General features: G+C 61.0%; 15 protein-coding genes, 4 tRNA genes, 1 pseudogene and 1 riboswitch. Of the genes and pseudogenes, 2 read left to right on the top strand and 18 right to left on the bottom strand.

Features of this window, described 5'->3' with window-relative positions; all coding sequences use genetic code 11:
- Positions 1 to 305: 305 nt before the first annotated feature.
- From CR917_RS28065 to CR917_RS11925, 5 genes and pseudogenes are all read right to left on the bottom strand, one after another.
- A pseudogene (locus tag CR917_RS28065) lies at positions 306 to 731 on the bottom strand (RHS repeat-associated core domain-containing protein); the annotation flags it as partial.
- Positions 732 to 1,025: 294 nt separating this feature from the next.
- Complete coding sequence (locus tag CR917_RS11940) at positions 1,026 to 1,454, bottom strand: GNAT family N-acetyltransferase (protein ID WP_104572321.1); 429 nt, start codon at positions 1,452 to 1,454, stop codon at positions 1,026 to 1,028.
- Positions 1,455 to 1,682: 228 nt separating this feature from the next.
- Positions 1,683 to 1,759: transfer RNA gene (locus CR917_RS11935), tRNA-Arg, on the bottom strand.
- Between the two features lie 109 nt (positions 1,760 to 1,868).
- Complete coding sequence (phnN, locus tag CR917_RS11930) at positions 1,869 to 2,459, bottom strand: phosphonate metabolism protein/1,5-bisphosphokinase (PRPP-forming) PhnN (RefSeq protein ID WP_104572320.1); 591 nt, start codon at positions 2,457 to 2,459, stop codon at positions 1,869 to 1,871.
- Positions 2,449 to 2,799: a hypothetical protein gene (locus CR917_RS11925; protein WP_104572319.1), complete on the bottom strand. Its 351-nt coding sequence runs from the start codon at positions 2,797 to 2,799 to the stop codon at positions 2,449 to 2,451. Before CR917_RS11925 ends, phnN begins: the two co-directional genes overlap by 11 nt.
- 4 nt (positions 2,800 to 2,803) lie before the next feature.
- On the opposite strand from CR917_RS11925, the gene CR917_RS11920 reads away from it, so the two are divergent.
- Positions 2,804 to 3,130, top strand: a complete 327-nt coding sequence (locus CR917_RS11920; RefSeq protein ID WP_003254499.1) for an Arc family DNA-binding protein — start codon at positions 2,804 to 2,806, stop codon at positions 3,128 to 3,130.
- Between the two features lie 56 nt (positions 3,131 to 3,186).
- Here the strand turns inward: CR917_RS11920 and mgtE are convergent, their stop codons facing one another.
- The 7 genes from mgtE to alaS form a co-directional block, all read right to left on the bottom strand.
- Positions 3,187 to 4,629, bottom strand: a complete 1,443-nt coding sequence (mgtE, locus tag CR917_RS11915; RefSeq protein WP_043860297.1) for a magnesium transporter — start codon at positions 4,627 to 4,629, stop codon at positions 3,187 to 3,189.
- A 383-nt stretch (positions 4,630 to 5,012) separates the two neighbouring features.
- A tRNA-Arg gene (locus CR917_RS11910) sits at positions 5,013 to 5,089 on the bottom strand.
- 77 nt (positions 5,090 to 5,166) lie between these two features.
- Positions 5,167 to 5,243, bottom strand: a tRNA-Arg gene (locus CR917_RS11905).
- A 108-nt stretch (positions 5,244 to 5,351) separates the two neighbouring features.
- Positions 5,352 to 5,442, bottom strand: a tRNA-Ser gene (locus tag CR917_RS11900).
- Positions 5,443 to 5,514: 72 nt separating this feature from the next.
- Positions 5,515 to 5,703, bottom strand: a complete 189-nt coding sequence (gene csrA, locus CR917_RS11895) for a carbon storage regulator CsrA (protein WP_010226667.1) — start codon at positions 5,701 to 5,703, stop codon at positions 5,515 to 5,517.
- A 184-nt stretch (positions 5,704 to 5,887) separates the two neighbouring features.
- Positions 5,888 to 7,123, bottom strand: a complete 1,236-nt coding sequence (locus CR917_RS11890; protein WP_043860296.1) for an aspartate kinase — start codon at positions 7,121 to 7,123, stop codon at positions 5,888 to 5,890.
- Positions 7,124 to 7,213: 90 nt separating this feature from the next.
- Positions 7,214 to 9,832 carry an alanine--tRNA ligase gene (alaS, locus tag CR917_RS11885; RefSeq protein WP_043860295.1) on the bottom strand — a complete coding sequence of 873 codons (2,619 nt, stop codon included), beginning with the start codon at positions 9,830 to 9,832 and terminating at the stop codon, positions 7,214 to 7,216.
- 213 nt (positions 9,833 to 10,045) lie between these two features.
- Positions 10,046 to 10,197, top strand: a riboswitch (FMN riboswitch).
- 93 nt (positions 10,198 to 10,290) lie between these two features.
- On the opposite strand from alaS, the gene CR917_RS11880 reads away from it, so the two are divergent.
- Positions 10,291 to 10,797: a 6,7-dimethyl-8-ribityllumazine synthase gene (locus CR917_RS11880; protein ID WP_043860294.1), complete on the top strand. Its 507-nt coding sequence runs from the start codon at positions 10,291 to 10,293 to the stop codon at positions 10,795 to 10,797.
- An 89-nt stretch (positions 10,798 to 10,886) separates the two neighbouring features.
- Here the strand turns inward: CR917_RS11880 and astE are convergent, their stop codons facing one another.
- From astE to aruF, 6 genes are all read right to left on the bottom strand, one after another.
- Positions 10,887 to 11,897: a succinylglutamate desuccinylase gene (astE, locus tag CR917_RS11875; RefSeq protein WP_104572318.1), complete on the bottom strand. Its 1,011-nt coding sequence runs from the start codon at positions 11,895 to 11,897 to the stop codon at positions 10,887 to 10,889.
- Between the two features lie 12 nt (positions 11,898 to 11,909).
- Positions 11,910 to 12,200, bottom strand: a complete 291-nt coding sequence (locus CR917_RS11870) for a hypothetical protein (RefSeq protein ID WP_043860292.1) — start codon at positions 12,198 to 12,200, stop codon at positions 11,910 to 11,912.
- A 14-nt stretch (positions 12,201 to 12,214) separates the two neighbouring features.
- Positions 12,215 to 13,564 (bottom strand): N-succinylarginine dihydrolase, encoded by a 1,350-nt coding sequence (gene astB, locus CR917_RS11865; RefSeq protein WP_104572317.1) that lies wholly within the window; start codon positions 13,562 to 13,564, stop codon positions 12,215 to 12,217.
- Between the two features lie 25 nt (positions 13,565 to 13,589).
- Positions 13,590 to 15,056 (bottom strand): succinylglutamate-semialdehyde dehydrogenase, encoded by a 1,467-nt coding sequence (gene astD, locus CR917_RS11860; RefSeq protein WP_173925083.1) that lies wholly within the window; start codon positions 15,054 to 15,056, stop codon positions 13,590 to 13,592.
- The gene (gene astA / locus CR917_RS11855; RefSeq protein WP_043860289.1) at positions 15,053 to 16,081 is read right to left on the bottom strand and encodes an arginine N-succinyltransferase; all 1,029 of its coding nucleotides are present in this window, start codon (positions 16,079 to 16,081) and stop codon (positions 15,053 to 15,055) included. Before astA ends, astD begins: the two co-directional genes overlap by 4 nt.
- Positions 16,082 to 16,143: 62 nt before the next feature.
- On the bottom strand, positions 16,144 to 17,163 hold the full coding sequence (gene aruF / locus CR917_RS11850; RefSeq protein WP_043860288.1) for an arginine/ornithine succinyltransferase subunit alpha: 1,020 nt from the start codon (positions 17,161 to 17,163) through the stop codon (positions 16,144 to 16,146).
- Positions 17,164 to 17,290 lie beyond the last annotated feature (127 nt).

Genomic DNA, 17,290 nt, shown 5'->3' with positions numbered 1-17,290 from the left:
GTAATCACTAATGTTTCGCCTTTTTTGTTTCTTGCGTGCACGTGCGGCCCATTATGATGCTCAGGAAATACTTCCCCCACCATGTGAGGGTGCCCATCTGGGTGATCAAAAACTAGCGAAGTATCATTTCCTCTTCGCCCAAGCATACTTCCTCTAGCGCACAGGCAAGCATAATTTTTTCCTTTACTCTCATCCCTAAGGATATCTGTAGTGATTTCCTTACCTCCTCGACCAACCCTCGGAACTTGAGCATGCTGCTGTGCAAGCCTCAACGCATGCGCACGGCTTCTCGCAGCAACAACTTTCTCCAGTCCGAGTGGGTCCGTCCATTCGACAGGGTTTGCTGCATACAGGTAAAGATTTAATCCACCCGAATAACTAATCGGGTCGTTGCTAACAAATCGCCCAACCCCCGGATCATAGTACCGATACCGGTTGTAGTGCAGGCCAGTCTCCCGGTCGTGATACTGCCCCTGAAACCGTATTGGGTTACTTAGCCCAACCTGCCTTGCCCAGCCCGAGCGCTCCTCACGCACCTCCCCCCACGCCTTGTACTGCCCCGCCCACGCCATCTCGCCATTGTGGTCGGTCAGCTCCATTGGCGTGCCCAGGTGATCGCACTGGTACCACGCAATCGCATCAAACGCCTGCGGCGGCATGTGCGTTTGCCACAACGGGTCCTGGTCGAAGTCGTAACTGCGCTGGCTCCAGTCCGGCTGCTTGTGCAGCCTGTCAAGCGTTTATTTTGAAGTTTTTCGTTTCACTTCAAACACTTGACTCGCTTCGATCTCTCGTAGCGGGAGGCGAATTCTACAGCGTTACAACCTGCTGTCAACCACCTTTTTCACCGCCGCCGATCTTTCGATCGAAGCACCTCCAGCCTGACCTGAAACGTCCAACTCGTTGATATTCAAGGAGTTTTTCGTTCCGACTACGCCGGAAGTGGGGCGAATTATAGAGAGATTAAATTGTGCGTCAAGGGTTTATTTCAAAATAACCTCGGCACATAGGTCAGCATGAGCATTTCAAGACTGAAGCGTCTTTTTCAGGTAGTAGCGCTGATAACCAGGCGGGCAATCCTCCAGCATCCCCATGATTTGGTATCCCTGCTTCTGGTAGAAGTCAGGGGCCTGGAAGCTATAGGTATAAAGAAACAAACCGGTGCAGCCCCGCGCCCGCGCCTCCTCTTCGGCTCGCATCAGCAGTTCGCTGCCCAACCCATGACCGCGTGCGGCATCGCTCAACCAGAAGTAGTCGATATAGAGCCAACCCATTGCGAAATGACCGAACAGCCCACCTCTCACCTGGCCCCCGCCATCGCGGGCATACAGCTGGAAATCTTCATAGGTGTAAGGGCCGATCTGTTCGATGTTGAAGCGGCGCAGCCCTTCACGCACCACTGCCATGGCATCGGCGTCAGCGCCCAGGGTGAATCGGTAAGGGGCATCTGTCATAAGCTCTCCTGTGCGGCATTGGACTACATGAGTACGCTGCGAGCCTGCAGGCTCCGGCTCGCACCGGATGTTAAATCGGAATTCGGGTTCACAGGTAGAAGGAGGCTCGCCAGGGGGCAGCACGAACGTCAGCCAAGGTAGCGAATCATGCGCAGAAACGAGAAGGGATGGATGGAGCAGAAGAAGAGAAGGTAAAGCGCAGGAAGCAGCCAGCCCTCGAACGAAGGATGGTGTCCCAGGCAGGGTTCGAACCTGCAACCTTCCCCTTAGGAGGGGGATGCTCTATCCAATTGAGCTACTGAGACGTGCGTCTGGCGTACATGGCCCGCCATACGGAACGGCGAGCATGTTACCCAGCGAGCCAGGATTTGTCATGTCGTCTCTGCGCTTTTTACCAGTAGGTGGTTTCCAGCCTCAGGCACGTACGCCTGCCTCCTGCAAAACCATCAGCAGGCGGCGCACTGCATCGTCAAGACTGGTCGAGTTGTCCACCCGCCGGACCCGATCATCAACCTGTGTCATGGACTGTTGGTTGCGCGCCATTCGCTGCTCGATCTCGTGCTGCCCCTCCCTGCCCCGTTGAAGCAATCGCCCGCGCAATACCTGCGGATTCACACAAAGCAATATGGGCAACAGGTCCGGGTACTTCGCCTGCGCCACCGGCAGGTGCGCGCGCGACCCGTTGACCATCACGTGCCAGCCTTCGGCAAGCCACGCATCTATATAAGCAGGAACCCCATAAGCCAACCCATTGGCGCGCCACTGCAGGGCAAATTCGCCACGGGCAGCCATCTGCTCGAACTGCTGGACCGATACGGCGACTGCGTCTTCCCCCACCGCCTCGGCGGAGCGGGTGATGACACGCTTAGGAATGCGCACATGGCTTGCCAGCAAAAGCTCACGCGCCGCATCCAGAAGACTGTCCTTGCCGGCACCGGACGGCCCCATCAAATAGATCACCCTACCCGCCCCCGCCAAGGGAACGTCGCTTGCGTCATACTGCATAGCCACTATGCTCAGAGAAAGGAAAGCTCGCGCATTTTAGGCGCATTGCACGGTCTTTGCGCCTTTGCCGGTGACGGAAAGTCGAGCCGCCGAGGTGGCCAGGGCGAGCGCCAAATGAAAACTTTTCAAACCAGTGCGCATTTCTGATAATTGGTACTGGCATAACGCCTTTACCCAGTTCAATATTTGTCACAGAATTGACGCCAAGGAACTGGCGATACTGAGGCATGATGAAGACCTCTTTCGTACCCCAGGTTGAACATTTTGTCTTAACGATGGTCGTAACACTCATCGTGCGGCCGATTTCGAGAACCGCTTCCCCCTGAACTAAACCGGTCAATTATATGCGCCCAATGAAACAGGCTATCTACTCAAGCCGCACCGCTGACAAATTTGTCGTCCGCCTGCCAGACGGAATGCGTGAGCGCATTGCCGAGGTTGCGCGTAACCACCACCGCAGCATGAACTCCGAGATCATTGCACGCCTGGAGCAGAGCCTTATTCAGGAAGGTGCACTGGGCGACGAGCTGAGCATGCGCCTGGACAGCCCAGAGCTGTCACTGCACGAACGTGAACTGCTGCAACGCTTCCGCCAGCTGTCCCATCGCCAGCAAAATGCTCTGGTCGCACTGATCGCCCATGACGTCGAGATGGCCGCAGACGCTTCCTGATTCCACCCACGCACAAAAAAGCCAGCTTTCGCTGGCTTTTTTTATGCCTTGCCTTTTTACAGCAAGAAGATCGTAGCAAGGCCCAGGAAGATGAAGAACCCGCCACTGTCGGTCATGGCAGTGATCATCACACTTGCGCCCATCGCAGGATCGCGCCCCATTCGAGCAAGCGTCATCGGGATAAGAACGCCCATCAGGGCCGCCAACAGCAGGTTCAGGGTCATCGCCGCAGTCATCACTACCCCCAGCGACCAGCTGCCATAGAGCAGGTAGGCCACAACGCCGATCACGCCCCCCCACACCAGGCCATTGATCAAGGCCACCGCAAGCTCCTTGCGCATCAATCGCGCAGTATTGCCCGGGCTGACCTGATCGAGCGCCATGGCACGTACGATCATCGTAATGGTCTGGTTGCCGGAGTTGCCCCCGATACCGGCCACGATGGGCATCAGTGCAGCCAACGCCACCAGCTTCTCGATCGACCCCTCGAACAGGCCGATCACTCGCGAAGCGACAAAGGCCGTGATCAGATTGATTGCCAGCCATGCCCAACGGTTGCGAAGCGAACGCCAGACCGAGGCGAAGATGTCTTCCTCCTCACGCAGACCCGCCATGTTGAGGACTTCGTTCTCGCTTTCCTCACGGATCAGGTCGACCATTTCGTCGATGGTCAAACGGCCGATCAGGCGATCGCTCTTGTCCACCACCGGTGCCGAAATCAGGTCATAGCGCTCAAAGGCCTGTGCCGCATCGTAGGCGTCTTCATCGGGATGAAAACTCACCGGGTCACTGGCCATCACCTCGGCAACCTGCTTGTCGGGGTCGTTCACCAGCAGCCGCTTGATGGGCAACACACCCTTGAGCTTGCCGTCGTAATCGACCACGAACAGTTTGTCGGTATGGCTTGGCAGCTCCTTGAGCCGGCGCAGGTAACGCAACACCACCTCAAGGCTGACGTCCTCGCGGATGGTCACCATCTCGAAGTCCATCAAGGCACCGACCTGGTCCTCGTCATAGCTCAACGCGGAGCGTACGCGCTCACGCTGCTGGGCATCGAGGGTTTCCATCAGCTCATGCACGACGTCGCGCGGCAGCTCCGGCGCAAGGTCGGCCAGCTCGTCGGCGTCCATCTCCTTGGCAGCGGCAAGCAGCTCGTGATCGTCCATGTCGGCGATCAGGGTTTCCCGAACCGAATCGGATACCTCGAGCAGGATGTCACCATCACGCTCGGCCTTGACCAGTTGCCAGACCGTCAGACGATCATCCAGCGGCAGGGCTTCGAGAATGTAGGCAACGTCAGCGGAGTGCAGATCATCGAGCTTGCGTTGCAGCTCGACCAGATTCTGGCGGTGTACGAGATTTTCGACCCGATCGTTATGGTGCCCTTCCTGACGATGTGTCAGGTCTTCGACCACTCGTTGGCGCTGCAGCAATTCGACCACCTGGGCCAGGCGATCCTGCAGGCTTTCTTGCGATTTTTTTACTTCACTTTCGGTCATACGCGTACTCCACTCCCAGCAGCGGAGCACGCCAGGAGAATCAATCAGTCAGATCGTGATTGGCAAAACAAGCTATTGAGTAACTACTGGGTAAGTCCATGGTGGTATTCCACAATCCCCGGCGGAGCTGACGGGCGCAATCATACACGGCTTGGGCTGCTCGGGCTGAAAATATTGGCCAGAACAATCGCTTGCGAGATAAAGCTGTGACAACGTCCAGCTCTGACAGTGCGACGGCTGGCACACCCCAAAGAACACATTGAAGACACAAAAGTTAGCAGAGGCCGGTAAACGCATCGATGACAGTTTATTCATCGCGCCTTACGGAAAAGTGAAAAGCCGAAAAGCAGAAGGCCCGCTCAAAAAGCGGGCCTTCTGTTGTATGGTGCACTCGACAGGATTCGAACCTGTGACCGCTCGGTTCGTAGCCGAGTACTCTATCCAGCTGAGCTACGAGTGCAGGGTTGGCGCTTGATAGACCAGATCACCTCTGGTTGAAGCTGAAACAACTTCCAGACTGGAAACTGCTTCGTCGTATGGTGCACTCGACAGGATTCGAACCTGTGACCGCTCGGTTCGTAGCCGAGTACTCTATCCAGCTGAGCTACGAGTGCATTTGTTGCCGCGCATTATAGACCGCTTAATCGATTTGCCAACCACTTTTTCGTTTAATTTCAACTACTTAGCGATTCAAGCAAGATTACAGCGCCCTACATGAATAATGGCGGAGAAGGGGGGATTCGAACCCCCGATACCCTTGTGAGGTATACTCCCTTAGCAGGGGAGCGCCTTCGGCCACTCGGCCACCTCTCCGCAACACGGGGCGTATAATAACCAGAGCCTTCCCCGTTTGCAAACCCTTTTTTGAAAAAATATCGATAAAAATTAATGGGTTGGTTCTTCGTCCTTCTCTTTCTTGATCCGCAGGTAGATTTCCTCACGGTGCACGGCCACTTCCTTGGGCGCGTTCACCCCAATCCGTACCTGGTTTCCTTTGACGCCGAGCACGGTCACGGTGATTTCGCCGTCGCCAATTATCAGGCTCTCTGCGCACCGACGAGTCAGAATCAACATACCTTTCTCCTCACGCAATTCAGTTCAGGGATAACAGTCTGCAAAAAAAAGGGCTTCAACCCGCCGCCAGAACAGCGGCGGACCTACGCCTGAACGTTGACCGACACCCGACAACCCACAGGTTTCTTGTGCCGTTCAAAAACACGAAGGGCGCGGCCAGGCCGCGCCCCAGTGAGCACAACGCTTACTCGCCCTGACGGGAAGGCGCGTCGAGTTCGAAAGCGGTGTGCAAGGCACGCACAGCCAGTTCCAGGTACTTCTCTTCGATAACCACCGACACCTTGATTTCCGAAGTGGAGATCATCTGGATGTTGATGCTCTCCTTGGCCAGCGATTCGAACATGCGGCTGGCAACGCCCGCATGCGAGCGCATGCCCACACCCACGATCGATACCTTGGCGATCTTGGTATCACCCACCACTTCGCGGGCATTGAGCTTCAGGGCGGTTTCACCCAGTACCTTCTGCGCCTTTTCGTAATCGTTGCGGTGTACGGTGAAGGTGAAGTCGGTAGTGTTATCGTGCGAAACGTTCTGCACGATCATGTCGACTTCGATATTGGCTGCACTGATGGGGCCCAGAATCCCGAATGCCACGCCCGGGGTATCCGGCACACCGCGAATGGTCAGCTTGGCTTCATCGCGATTGAAGGCGATGCCGGAAATGATCGGCTGTTCCATGGATTCCTCTTCATCAATAGTAATGAGGGTACCCGGACCCTCCTGAAAACTGTGCAGTACACGCAGCGGTACGTTGTACTTGCCGGCAAACTCCACGGCCCGAATCTGCAGCACCTTGGACCCGAGGCTGGCCATTTCCAGCATCTCTTCGAAAGTGATCTTGTCCAGCCGCTGCGCCTGGGACACCACGCGCGGGTCGGTGGTATAGACACCATCGACGTCGGTGTAGATCTGGCACTCGTCAGCCTTCAATGCAGCCGCCAAGGCCACGCCGGTGGTATCGGAACCGCCACGCCCCAGCGTGGTGATGCTGCCGTGCTCGTCAACGCCCTGGAAACCGGCTACCACGACCACGCGACCTGCCTTGAGGTCGGCACGAATCTTCTGATCATCGATCTGCAGGATGCGCGCCTTGTTGTGCGCACTGTCGGTGAGAATACGCACCTGGTTGCCGGTGTAGGACACCGCAGGCACACCCCGCTTGATCAGCGCCATGGCCAGCAACGCGATGGTCACCTGCTCGCCGGTGGACACGATCACGTCCAGCTCGCGCGGAACCGGCTGATCGCTGATTTGCCTCGCCAGCTCGATCAGACGATTGGTTTCCCCGCTCATTGCCGACAGCACGACCACCAGGTCGTCGCCAGCCTCGCGGAACTTCTTCACCTTGTCGGCAACCTGTTCGATGCGCTCGACCGTGCCCACCGAGGTGCCGCCAAATTTCTGTACGATCAACGCCATTTCAAAGCCGCCTCAGCCCGTGAAGGGCACCCAATAAACACAATTACCCAACGCCAGGGCCCGCCATCGGAAGGCGGGCCACCGGGCGCTTCAGACACCCTGTTCTACGAATGGCACGGTCAGAGCCAGTGCACCGTCCAGCGCTGCGGCATCCACGCCACCGCCTTGCGCCATGTCCGGACGACCACCGCCTTTGCCGCCCACCGCTGCAGCGGCTTGCTTCATCAGATCACCGGCTTTGAGTTGGCCGGTCAGGTCCTTGGTCACGCCTGCGACCAGTACGACCTTTTCTTCGTGGACACTTCCGAGCAGGATCACTGCGCGGCCGAGTTTGTTCTTCAACTGGTCGACCAGGGCCAGCAAGGCTTTGCCGTCCTGCCCGTCCAGACGCGCGGCCAGCACCTTGACGCCCTTGACGTCGACTGCGCTGGCAGACAGGTCATCGCCGGCAGCACTGGCGGCCTTGGCCTGCAGTTGCTCCAGTTGCTTTTCCAGCTGACGGTTGCGCTCGAGCACCGCCGACAGCTTGTCGACCAGGTTCTCGCGGCTGCCCTTGACCAGCTGGGCAGCTTCCTTGAGCTGCTCTTCGGCAGCGTTCAGGTAGGCCAGTGCGGCGGCGCCAGTGACCGCTTCGATACGACGCACCCCGGAGGCCACACCGCCTTCGCTGATGATCTTGAGCAGACCGATATCGCCGGTGCGCTTGGCATGGATGCCGCCGCACAGCTCGACGGAGAAATCACCGCCCATGCTCAGCACGCGCACGCTGTCGCCATACTTCTCGCCGAACAGCGCCATGGCGCCCTTCTGCTTGGCAGTCTCGATGTCGGTCTCTTCGGTCATGACCTCGGTGTTGTTGCGCACTTCGCGGTTGACGATGTCTTCCAGCGCCTTGAGCTGCTCTGGCTTGACCGCCTCGAAATGGCTGAAGTCAAAACGCAGGCGCTGGCTGTCGACCAGCGAGCCTTTCTGTTGTACGTGCTCGCCCAGCACCTGACGCAATGCCGCGTGCAGCAGGTGGGTGGCCGAGTGATTGAGCGAGGTGGCATGACGAACCTGCGCATCGACCCGGGTTTCAACCTGGGCACCGACGCTCAGCTTGCCGCTGGCAACCACACCGTGGTGCAGGAAGGCACCGCCGGTCTTGGTGGTGTCACGGACATCGAAGCGGACAGCACCGGCCTGCAGGTACCCGCAGTCACCCACCTGGCCGCCGGACTCGGCGTAGAACGGCGTGCGATCGAGGATCACCACACCCTCCTCGCCTTCACCCAGCTGCTCGACGGCCTTGCCGTCCTTGTACAGTGCAACGACGCTGGCAGCGCCTTCGGTGGTGGCATAACCGGTGAATTCGGTGGCCACATCGACCTTGACCAGGGTGTTGTAGTCCAGGCCGAAGGCGCTGGCCGAACGCGCGCGCTCACGCTGCGCCTCCATCTCGCGCTCGAAACCGACTTCGTCGATGGTCAGGCTGCGCTCACGGGCGATGTCGGCCGTCAGGTCCATCGGGAAACCGTAGGTGTCATACAGCTTGAACACCACGTCACCGGGCACCACGCTGCCCTTGAGTTCGGCCAGGTCCTGCTCGAGGATCTTCAGGCCCTGCTCCAGGGTCTTGGCAAACTGCTCTTCCTCGGCCTTGAGCACGCGCTCGATGTTGGCCTGCTGCTGCTTGAGTTCCGGGAACGCCTCGCCCATCTCGGCAACCAGCGCCGCAACGATCTTGTAGAAGAAGCTGCCGGTGGCACCGAGCTTGTTGCCGTGACGGCAGGCACGACGAATGATGCGACGCAGCACGTAGCCACGGCCTTCGTTGGAAGGCAGCACGCCATCAGCAATCAGGAAGCTGCACGAACGAATGTGGTCCGACACTACCTTGAGCGACGACTGGTCTTCGTTGCTGCAGCCGATGGCGGCAGCCGACGCGCTCAGCAGGTTCTTGAACAGGTCGATTTCATAGTTCGAATGCACATGCTGCATCACCGCACTGATGCGCTCCAGGCCCATGCCGGTGTCCACCGACGGTGCAGGCAGCGGGTGCAGCACGCCGTCGGCAGTGCGATTGAACTGCATGAAGACGTTGTTCCAGATCTCGATGTAACGGTCACCGTCTTCTTCCGGCGAGCCTGGCGGGCCACCCCAGATGTCGGCGCCGTGGTCATAGAAGATCTCGGTGCAGGGGCCGCACGGGCCGGTATCGCCCATGGTCCAGAAGTTGTCCGAGGCGTAGGGCGCGCCCTTGTTGTCGCCAATGCGCACCATGCGCTCGGCCGGCACACCGATGTGCTGGGTCCAGATGTCGTAGGCCTCGTCATCGGTGGCATACACGGTGACCCAGAGCTTTTCCTTGGGCAGTTGCAGCACGCCGGTGAGGAAGGTCCAGGCGTAGGTGATGGCATCACGCTTGAAATAGTCGCCGAAACTGAAGTTGCCCAGCATTTCGAAGAACGTATGGTGACGCGCGGTATACCCGACGTTTTCCAGGTCGCTGTTCTTGCCGCCGGCGCGCACGCACTTCTGGCTGCTGGTGGCGCGGGTGTACGCGCGCTTTTCCTGGCCAAGGAAGCAGTCCTTGAACTGGTTCATCCCCGCGTTGGTGAACAGCAGGGTCGGGTCGTTGCCCGGGATCAAGGAGCTGGAGGCAACTCGGGTATGGCCCTGCTCTTCGAAGAAGCGAAGGAAGGCTTCACGGATTTCTGCGCTTTTCATAGGTTCTTCCACGGAAACGGCGGCCTGCGTCAAATTGACGAAACGACGGCAAAGGGCCGCATTATATCGAGCCTTAACACGAGGTGCAGTGAGTTTATACATCGCCAACCGCCATTTGAGGATGAAATGACCTTCATCCGGCGCGGTTTGCTTAGCAGGCTATACGTTCTGCCGACATCTATGCTACAACGTGTGCGTCGCCAGCCACTGGCGGCACGTTCTCAGGGCGGGGTGCAATTCCCCACCGGCGGTAATTGCGCCCATTGCGCATAGCCCGCGAGCGCTTGCAGGCAACCCTGCAAGGTCAGCAGACCCGGTGTGATTCCGGGGCCGACGGTCATAGTCCGGATAAAGAGAGAGCGGGATAGGCACGCGAGTGCCTGCGTCTGCACATCTGCGCAACGACAATCCCCTTCGATCCACTGCCCTGTTTCTCATACAAACAGGAGTTCGTTTCAATGCAAGCTACCCCAATCGACAGCAAAGGCCATCACAACGATCGCATCGCCTTCGTCCAGGCCTGCTGGCACAAGGATATTGTTGACCAGAGCCGCAAGGGTTTCGTCGAAGAGATGGCCAAGCAAGGCTATCAGCTGAGCGATATCGACTTCTATGAAGTCGGCGGTGCCTTCGAAATCCCGCTGCACGCCAAGCTGCTGGCCCGCAGCGGCCGTTACGCCGGCATCGTGGCTGCAGGCCTGGTGGTGGACGGCGGCCTGTACCGCCATGAGTTCGTCGCCCAGTCGGTGATCAGCGGCCTGATGCAGGTGCAGCTGGAAACCGAAGTGCCGGTGTTCTCGGTGGTACTGACCCCTCATCACTTCCATGCCGGCGACGAGCACCAGAAGTTCTTCTTCGATCACTTCGTGCACAAGGGCGCCGAAGCGGCAGTGACGTGCGCCGACACCCTGCTCAAGCTGCGCTCGCTGCGCCGCAATGAAGTACCGCAGAAGATGGCGGGCTGATTGCCCTACCCCTTTCGCCGGCAGGGCCGGCTGCTACGGGATACGCGGCACCTGTAGCAGCCGGCCTTGCCGGCGAAGGTGTTTCATCTTCAGCCCAACTGCTCATCCGACGCAGGCACGATCAGCATCCCCGCACGCAGCCCGTTCTTCACCTTGGGGTTCGGGAAAATGATCCGCGCGCCCTCCTCCTCGACAACCCAGCGCGTCTCGGCCAGGTCCTCGGCCAGCAGATACCCTCTGGAAAGCTCGGAAAAGTTCTCGATATCCGCCGGCAGGTGCAGGTGGAAGCTGTCGCTGTGCTTGATGATCTCGCGCGCGACGCTGAACAGTTGCAGCCCGCCGATCCCTTCATCTTCAGCCGGCTCGTTACCCTCGATGATCGCCCTGAGCCGCGCTTCGAGCTTGCCGAGCTTGATCTCGCCGTTCTGGCCGAACGGCCGCGCCTTGCCCAGCTCGAGGGTGAACGCTTCGGCCCCCAGGGTTTCGTAGGTGAATGCGGTAAAGGTGATCGAAGGCTTGCTCTGCAGCAGCACAGCCTGCATGCCGGCGGCGCGCAAGCGAGCCAGTTCCCGACGCGAGTGCTGACGGCCTTCCTTGTAGGGATACAGCGCAAACTGCTCGATCTTGGAGCCGCGAATGGCGGTGTGCAGGTCATAGTGCAGGCGGGTACGGCCCTCTTTATAGAAAAAAAAGGCCGTTGCCAGACGCTCCAGCGCACAGGCACGCAATGCCTCGACACCACTGGACTGCTCATGACGCCGGTTGAACAGACGGTTGACGTCGTGCTCGATATACCGCGCACCCGTGCGCATCGCCTCGGGGTTGCCGAACAGGAACAGCACACGCGCCCGCGGCTTGATCTCCCCCCTGGCAATGCCATGCAGGAGTTCGTCGAGCAACTCGATCGGTGCAGTCTCGTTGCCATGAATACCCGCAGACAGCAGCAGGTCCATGCCATCGTCACGCCCCTCGGGCGGGGTCACTTCAAGCGCCCCCTCGTCGAGCCAGCGCATGCGCACGCCTTCGACAGTCAGCTGGGTCTTCTCTGCCGGTTCACGACCGGCAAGGGTCAGTTCAAGCAGTTTGCCGAGGGCGAGCATGGGCGGTGTTCCTTAGTGGTGATGCCCGCAATCGGGGCCATGGACGTGGTCGTCATCTTCGCCAGCATCGGCCGGCTCCATTTCCAGCTGCAGGCTCACCAGGTTGGTGGCCAGCGGGCGCAGCAGCAGGTTGGCATACTCGGCGTCGCCTTCTTCAACATCGACACCGATCAGCAGCTGGCCGCGGCCATCCTGCTGAATCCACACTTCCTTGCCTTGCCACAGCACGGCAAAACGGGTGCAGGAAGTTTCCAGCTGGGTGCCATCTTCATCTTCGAGGATCAGCTGCAGGGCGTCGGACATAATCGAGTTCTCTTTCAAGGTTGGAGTTGGAACGGATACACCGAACCCAGCTTGAGGATCTGGGTCAGCTCATCCAGTGCCGTGCGACATTCCAGCAACAGCTGCGGGTCAGCCAGGTCGCGTTCGCTCAGGCTGTCGCGGTAGTGCCTGTCGACCCATTGGGTCAGGGTGTCGTACAGCGGCGCGGTCATGATAACCCCTGGGTTGACGGCCGCCAGTTCCGTTTCGTTGAGCGCCACGCGCAAACGCAGGCACGCGGGGCCGCCGCCATTCTGCATGCTCTGCTTGAGGTCGAAGACCTTGACCTCGGTCACCGGCCCGCCCTGGCCGGTCAAGGCCGACAGATAGGCCCAGACCCGCTCGTTGTTGCGGCATTCCTCCGGCACGATCAGCAGCATCGAACCGTCTTCACGGGACAGCAACTGACTGTTGAACAGATACGAACGCACGGCGTCCTCGACCGTCACCTGGGCCCGCGGCACGCAGATGGCCTTGAACTTGCCGCCACATCCGGCCAGTTTAGCCTGCAGCTCGGCCAGCACCGCTTCGGTGTCGAGGAAGGCATCCTCGTGATAGAACAGCACCTCGCCGTTGCCCACCGCGATCACATCGTTGTGAAACACGCCCTGGTCGATCACGGTAGGGTTCTGCTGAGCATAGACCACGCCGTCGGCACTCAGGCCATGCAGCCGGGCAACCGCCTGGGAAGCCTCCAGGGTCTGGCGGGCCGGGTATTTGTGCGGCGCCGGGTAGCGCGCATCGAATGCACTGCGCCCGAACACGAAGAACTCCACGCCCGGTTCGCCATAGGCACGGCAGAAGCGCGTGTGGTTGGCAGCACCTTCGTCACCGAACTGCGCCACCGCCGGCAACGCGGCATGGTGGGCAAAGTGCTGCGTATTGGCGAACATCGCGCCCAGCACACGACTGGTGGTCGGGTGCTCGATACTGCGGTGGTACTTGCAGTTCAGGTTGGCCGCCGTGAAGTGCACGCGTCCATCGGCCGTATCGGCGCTCGGGCTGACCGTGGCGGCGTTGGCCACCCACATGCTGGACGCAGAGCAACTGGCGACCAGCAACGGCATCGCCTCCCTGGCCGCCCGCTCGATGACCTGCGCATCGCTGCCGCCAAAGCCCAGGCGACGCAGCGCAGCCACATCCGGACGCTCCTGCGGGGCCAGTACGCCCTGCACAAAGCCCATCTCCATCAGCGCCTTCATCTTCGCCAGGCCCTGGCGCGCCGCTTCACGCGGGTTGGATGCCTGCTGGCTGTTGCTCTGCGAAGCAACGTTGCCGTAGGACAGCCCGCCGTAGTTGTGCGTCGGCCCCACCAGGCCATCAAAATTCACTTCAAATGATTTCATCGGCTAAGGCTCCGTGAAGCTGTTGTTATAGGGTGACGCCGGGCGTCAGCGTGGCGGGCAGCACAAGGCTGGATGCCTCCAGCGACGCCACCGGGTAGGCGCAGTAGTCGGCCGCGTAATAGGCGCTCGCCCGATGGTTGCCACTGGCCCCGACACCACCGAACGGTGCGCTGCTGGCGGCACCGGTCAGTTGCTTGTTCCAGTTGACGATACCGGCGCGGCTTTCCAGCCAGAACTGCTGGTAGCGCGCCTCGGAATCGGACAACAGCCCTGCGGCCAGGCCGTACTGGGTGTTGTTGGCTTCGCGGATCGCGGCATCGAAATCGCTGTAGCGGATAACCTGCAGCAGCGGCCCGAAGAACTCCTCGTCCGGGCGCTCGGCCACCGAGGTCACGTCGATGATGCCCGGGGTCAGCAACGCCGCATCGGCCTGTGGCTGGGTCATCGGCAGCAGCGACTGTGCGCCGCTGGCCAGCAACTGGGCCTGGGCATCGAGCAGCGCGCGGGCTGCCCCCAGGGAGATCACCGAGCCCATGAACGGCGCCGGCTGCTGATCGAACGCGCCCACCGAAATGTTCCGGCTGACGGCCACCAGCCGCGCCAGCAGGGTGTCGCCCCATTCGCCTTGGGGTACCAGCAGGCGGCGTGCACAGGTGCAGCGCTGGCCGGCGGAAATGAAGGCCGACTGAATGATGGTGTATACCGCAGCGTCCAGGTCCTGCACCTGGTCGACCACCAGGGGGTTGTTGCCCCCCATCTCCAGGGCCAGGATCTTGTCGGGGCGCCCCGAAAACTGCTGGTGCAGCAGGTTGCCGGTGCGGCTGGAGCCGGTGAAGAACAGGCCGTCGATGCCGGGGTTGGCCGCCAGGGCCACCCCGGTTTCCCGCGCCCCCTGCACCAGGTTGAGCACGCCAGCCGGCAGCCCGGCCTCGATCCAGCACCTGAGCGTCAGCTCGGCCACTTTCGGCGTGAGCTCGCTGGGCTTGAACACCACGCTGTTACCGGCCAGCAGCGCCGGCACGATATGCCCGTTGGGCAGGTGGCCCGGGAAGTTGTACGGGCCGAACACCGCCACCACACCGTGGGGCTTGTGCCGCAGTACCGCCGTGGCGTCAGCCAGCGGGCCGCTCTTCTCGCCGGTACGTTCGCGGTAGCTCTGCACCGAAATGGCCACCTTGTTGACCATGCTGGTCACTTCGGTGGTGGCCTCCCACAGCGGCTTGCCGGTTTCTTCGCCGATGCAGCGGGCCAGTTCATCGGCGTGGGCCTTGAGGCTCGCGGCAAAGGCTTCGAGCACGCTGATACGCGCCTCCAGCGGCTGGCGAGCCCAGCCAGCAAAGGCTTGACGCGCAGCCTGTACCGCGGCCTCGACCTGCCCCGCGTCGGCGCCCTGGCCCTGCCAGATCACCTGTTGGCTGACCGGGTTCAGCGACTGCAGGGCCTCGCCCTGGCCGGCCTGCCATGTACCGGCAATGTAGTGCGTGGTCATTATTTGGCCTCCCGTGCTGCGGACAGTGGCACCGCACGTACCTGGTCACCGGCGCTCAGGCGCAGGCGCTTGGCCGTCAGCGGGTCGACCACCAGGGTGCCCGCAGCCAAGCGCGCGGGCGCTGCGGTGATACGGCAGTCCTCGCGCTTGCGGTTGTGGATGATGAAAGGGGTGGCATCGTCGCCCGGCGTGCCGATCGCCAGCACCAGGGCCTGGCTGTCGTGCACCGCGCGAATCTTGCTGGTCTGGCACTCGACCGCCGGGCCCGCGTCGAAGATGTCGACGTAGCCCTGATAGCTGAAGCCTTCGCTCTGCAGCATGGCCAGCGCCGGTTCGGTATCGGTGTGCACGCGCCCGATCACATTGCGCGCCGCCTCGGACAGAAAGCAGGTGTACAGCGGGAACTTGGGCATCAGCTCGGCGATGAACGCCTTGTTGCCGACCCCGGTCAGGTAGTCGGCCTGGCTGAACTCCATCTTGAAGAAGTGTCGGCCCAGGCTCTCCCAGAAGGGCGAACGGCCCTGCTCGTCGGACATGCCGCGCATTTCGGCAATGATCTTGTTGCCGAACAGTTCGCTGAATTCGGCAATGAACAGCAGGCGAGCCTTGGCCAGCAGACGACCATTGAGGCCACTGCGGTAGTCGCTGCGCAGAAACAGGGAGCACAACTCGGAGTTGCCGGTCAGGTCGTTGGCCAGAAACAGCGTGGGGATCTCGCGGTAGATGTCCAGTTCCTGGGACGCGCTGACGGTCAGGCCCACCCGGTAGTTGTACCAGGGTTCACGCAGCCCAACGGCACCGGCGATGGCCGAAATGCCCACCACTTCGCCTTCGTCGTTCTCGAGCACGAACAGGTAGTCGGCATCGCCACGCTCGGCTTCGCCGCGGAAGGTCTTCTCGGCCCAGCCCACCCGGTGGGCCAGGCGCTCTTCGTTGGCCGGCAGAGTGGTCAGGCCGGTGGTGCCGGTGCTGCGCGCCAGCTCGATCAGCGCCGGTAGGTCGCTGCTGCGTACGGGACGAACAATCATGCTATCTCCTCGGGCAGGTGCCTGCTGGCCCCTGCGAAACTCGACCTGGGGTAGCCAGGCAATCAGACCGCGACCAGGCGCACGCTGGCGCCCTCACCCACTCCCAGCGCCTCGGCGGCGGCCAGGTCCAGCTGCACTGGCTTGCCAGGGGCCCAGTCCAGCTCCAGCATCACGGCGCGGTAATCCTGCAACTGGCCGTTGGATACCAGGTACGGGCGCCCACCCTTGACGGCCTGCTCCTGCAGCTTGACCGGCACCAGCCGGCTCTGGGCGATGGAGCGGATGCCGGACACTCGCGCATGCAGGGTCGGCCCACCGTCGAAGATGTCGATGTAGTGATCGGTCTCGAAGCCTTCGCGCATCAGGATGTCGAAGGTGATCTGCGCGCGCGGGTGCACCTGGCCCATGGCCTCCTGCGCGGCATCCGGCAGCAGGGGCACATAGATGGGGTAATGCGGCATCAGCTCGGCAAGGAAGGTACGGCTCTTGAGCCCGCACAGGCGCTCGGCGGCAGCGTAGTTGAGGTCGAAGAAGTTGCGCCCGATGGCATCCCAGAACGGCGAATCGCCATGCTCGTCGCTGTAGCCGACGATCTCGGTCACCACCGAATCGGCAAACCGCTCCGGGTGCGCTGCCATGAACAGCAGCCGGCCGCGGGAGTTGAGCTCGGCCCAGCCGGTGCCCACCAGTTCGGGCAGCACGTAGAAGCTGGTCAGCAGGCTGTTGCCGGTCAGGTCGTGACACTGCGACAGCACATGGATCTTGTTGTGGATCTTCAGCTCGCGCGAGGCGTGCACGAAGGTCTCGTTGCGAAAACTGTAGAACGGCTCGGAATAGCCGGCCGAGGCCACGATGGCCGAACAGCCGACCAGCTTGCCGGTCTCGCTGTCTTCGAGCACGAAGAAGTAGCTCTCCTCGCCATTGAAGCTCACTTCGGCGGCAAAGGAGGTTTCGGACGCGGCGATCTTGTCGCCCAGGCGACCGGCATCATCCGGCAGGGACGTGACACCGATGGGACTGTCCGCGGCCAGACGCTGCACTTCACCCAGGTCAGCCATTTGCGCGGGGCGCATCACCAGCATGGTGTCACTCCTTTAGGGAAAATCGGGCCGACAGCTGCCGGCGCAGAAGAAGCGGCACGTGCCACGGGCACGGGCCACCAGAATCGGTTCGCTGGCCACCGGGGCCAGCGAAGGACCGCAGGCCGGT

The organism is Pseudomonas sp. BRM28, from assembly GCF_002939405.1.
Lineage (GTDB): Bacteria > Pseudomonadota > Gammaproteobacteria > Pseudomonadales > Pseudomonadaceae > Aquipseudomonas > Aquipseudomonas palmensis.
The sequence above is the reverse complement of the archived record's forward strand: the minus strand, read 5'-3'. Positions and strand labels throughout refer to the sequence as shown.

Bases quoted from the DNA above. Each gene is read 5' to 3' on its own strand.
- mgtE (WP_043860297.1), bottom strand. From the start codon at position 4,629: ATGACCGAAAGTGAAGTAAAAAAATCGCAAGAAAGCCTGCAGGATCGC.
- csrA (WP_010226667.1), bottom strand. From the start codon at position 5,703: ATGTTGATTCTGACTCGTCGGTGCGCAGAGAGCCTGATAATTGGCGAC.
- CR917_RS11890 (WP_043860296.1), bottom strand. From the start codon at position 7,123: ATGGCGTTGATCGTACAGAAATTTGGCGGCACCTCGGTGGGCACGGTC.
- aruF (WP_043860288.1), bottom strand. From the start codon at position 17,163: ATGCTGGTGATGCGCCCCGCGCAAATGGCTGACCTGGGTGAAGTGCAG.
- astB (WP_104572317.1), bottom strand. From the start codon at position 13,564: ATGAAATCATTTGAAGTGAATTTTGATGGCCTGGTGGGGCCGACGCAC.
- CR917_RS11940 (WP_104572321.1), bottom strand. From the start codon at position 1,454: ATGACAGATGCCCCTTACCGATTCACCCTGGGCGCTGACGCCGATGCC.
- phnN (WP_104572320.1), bottom strand. From the start codon at position 2,459: ATGCAGTATGACGCAAGCGACGTTCCCTTGGCGGGGGCGGGTAGGGTG.
- CR917_RS11870 (WP_043860292.1), bottom strand. From the start codon at position 12,200: ATGTCCGACGCCCTGCAGCTGATCCTCGAAGATGAAGATGGCACCCAG.
- alaS (WP_043860295.1), bottom strand. From the start codon at position 9,832: ATGAAAAGCGCAGAAATCCGTGAAGCCTTCCTTCGCTTCTTCGAAGAG.
- astE (WP_104572318.1), bottom strand. From the start codon at position 11,897: ATGCTCGCCCTCGGCAAACTGCTTGAACTGACCCTTGCCGGTCGTGAA.
- CR917_RS11880 (WP_043860294.1), top strand. From the start codon at position 10,291: ATGCAAGCTACCCCAATCGACAGCAAAGGCCATCACAACGATCGCATC.
- CR917_RS11920 (WP_003254499.1), top strand. From the start codon at position 2,804: ATGCGCCCAATGAAACAGGCTATCTACTCAAGCCGCACCGCTGACAAA.
- astA (WP_043860289.1), bottom strand. From the start codon at position 16,081: ATGATTGTTCGTCCCGTACGCAGCAGCGACCTACCGGCGCTGATCGAG.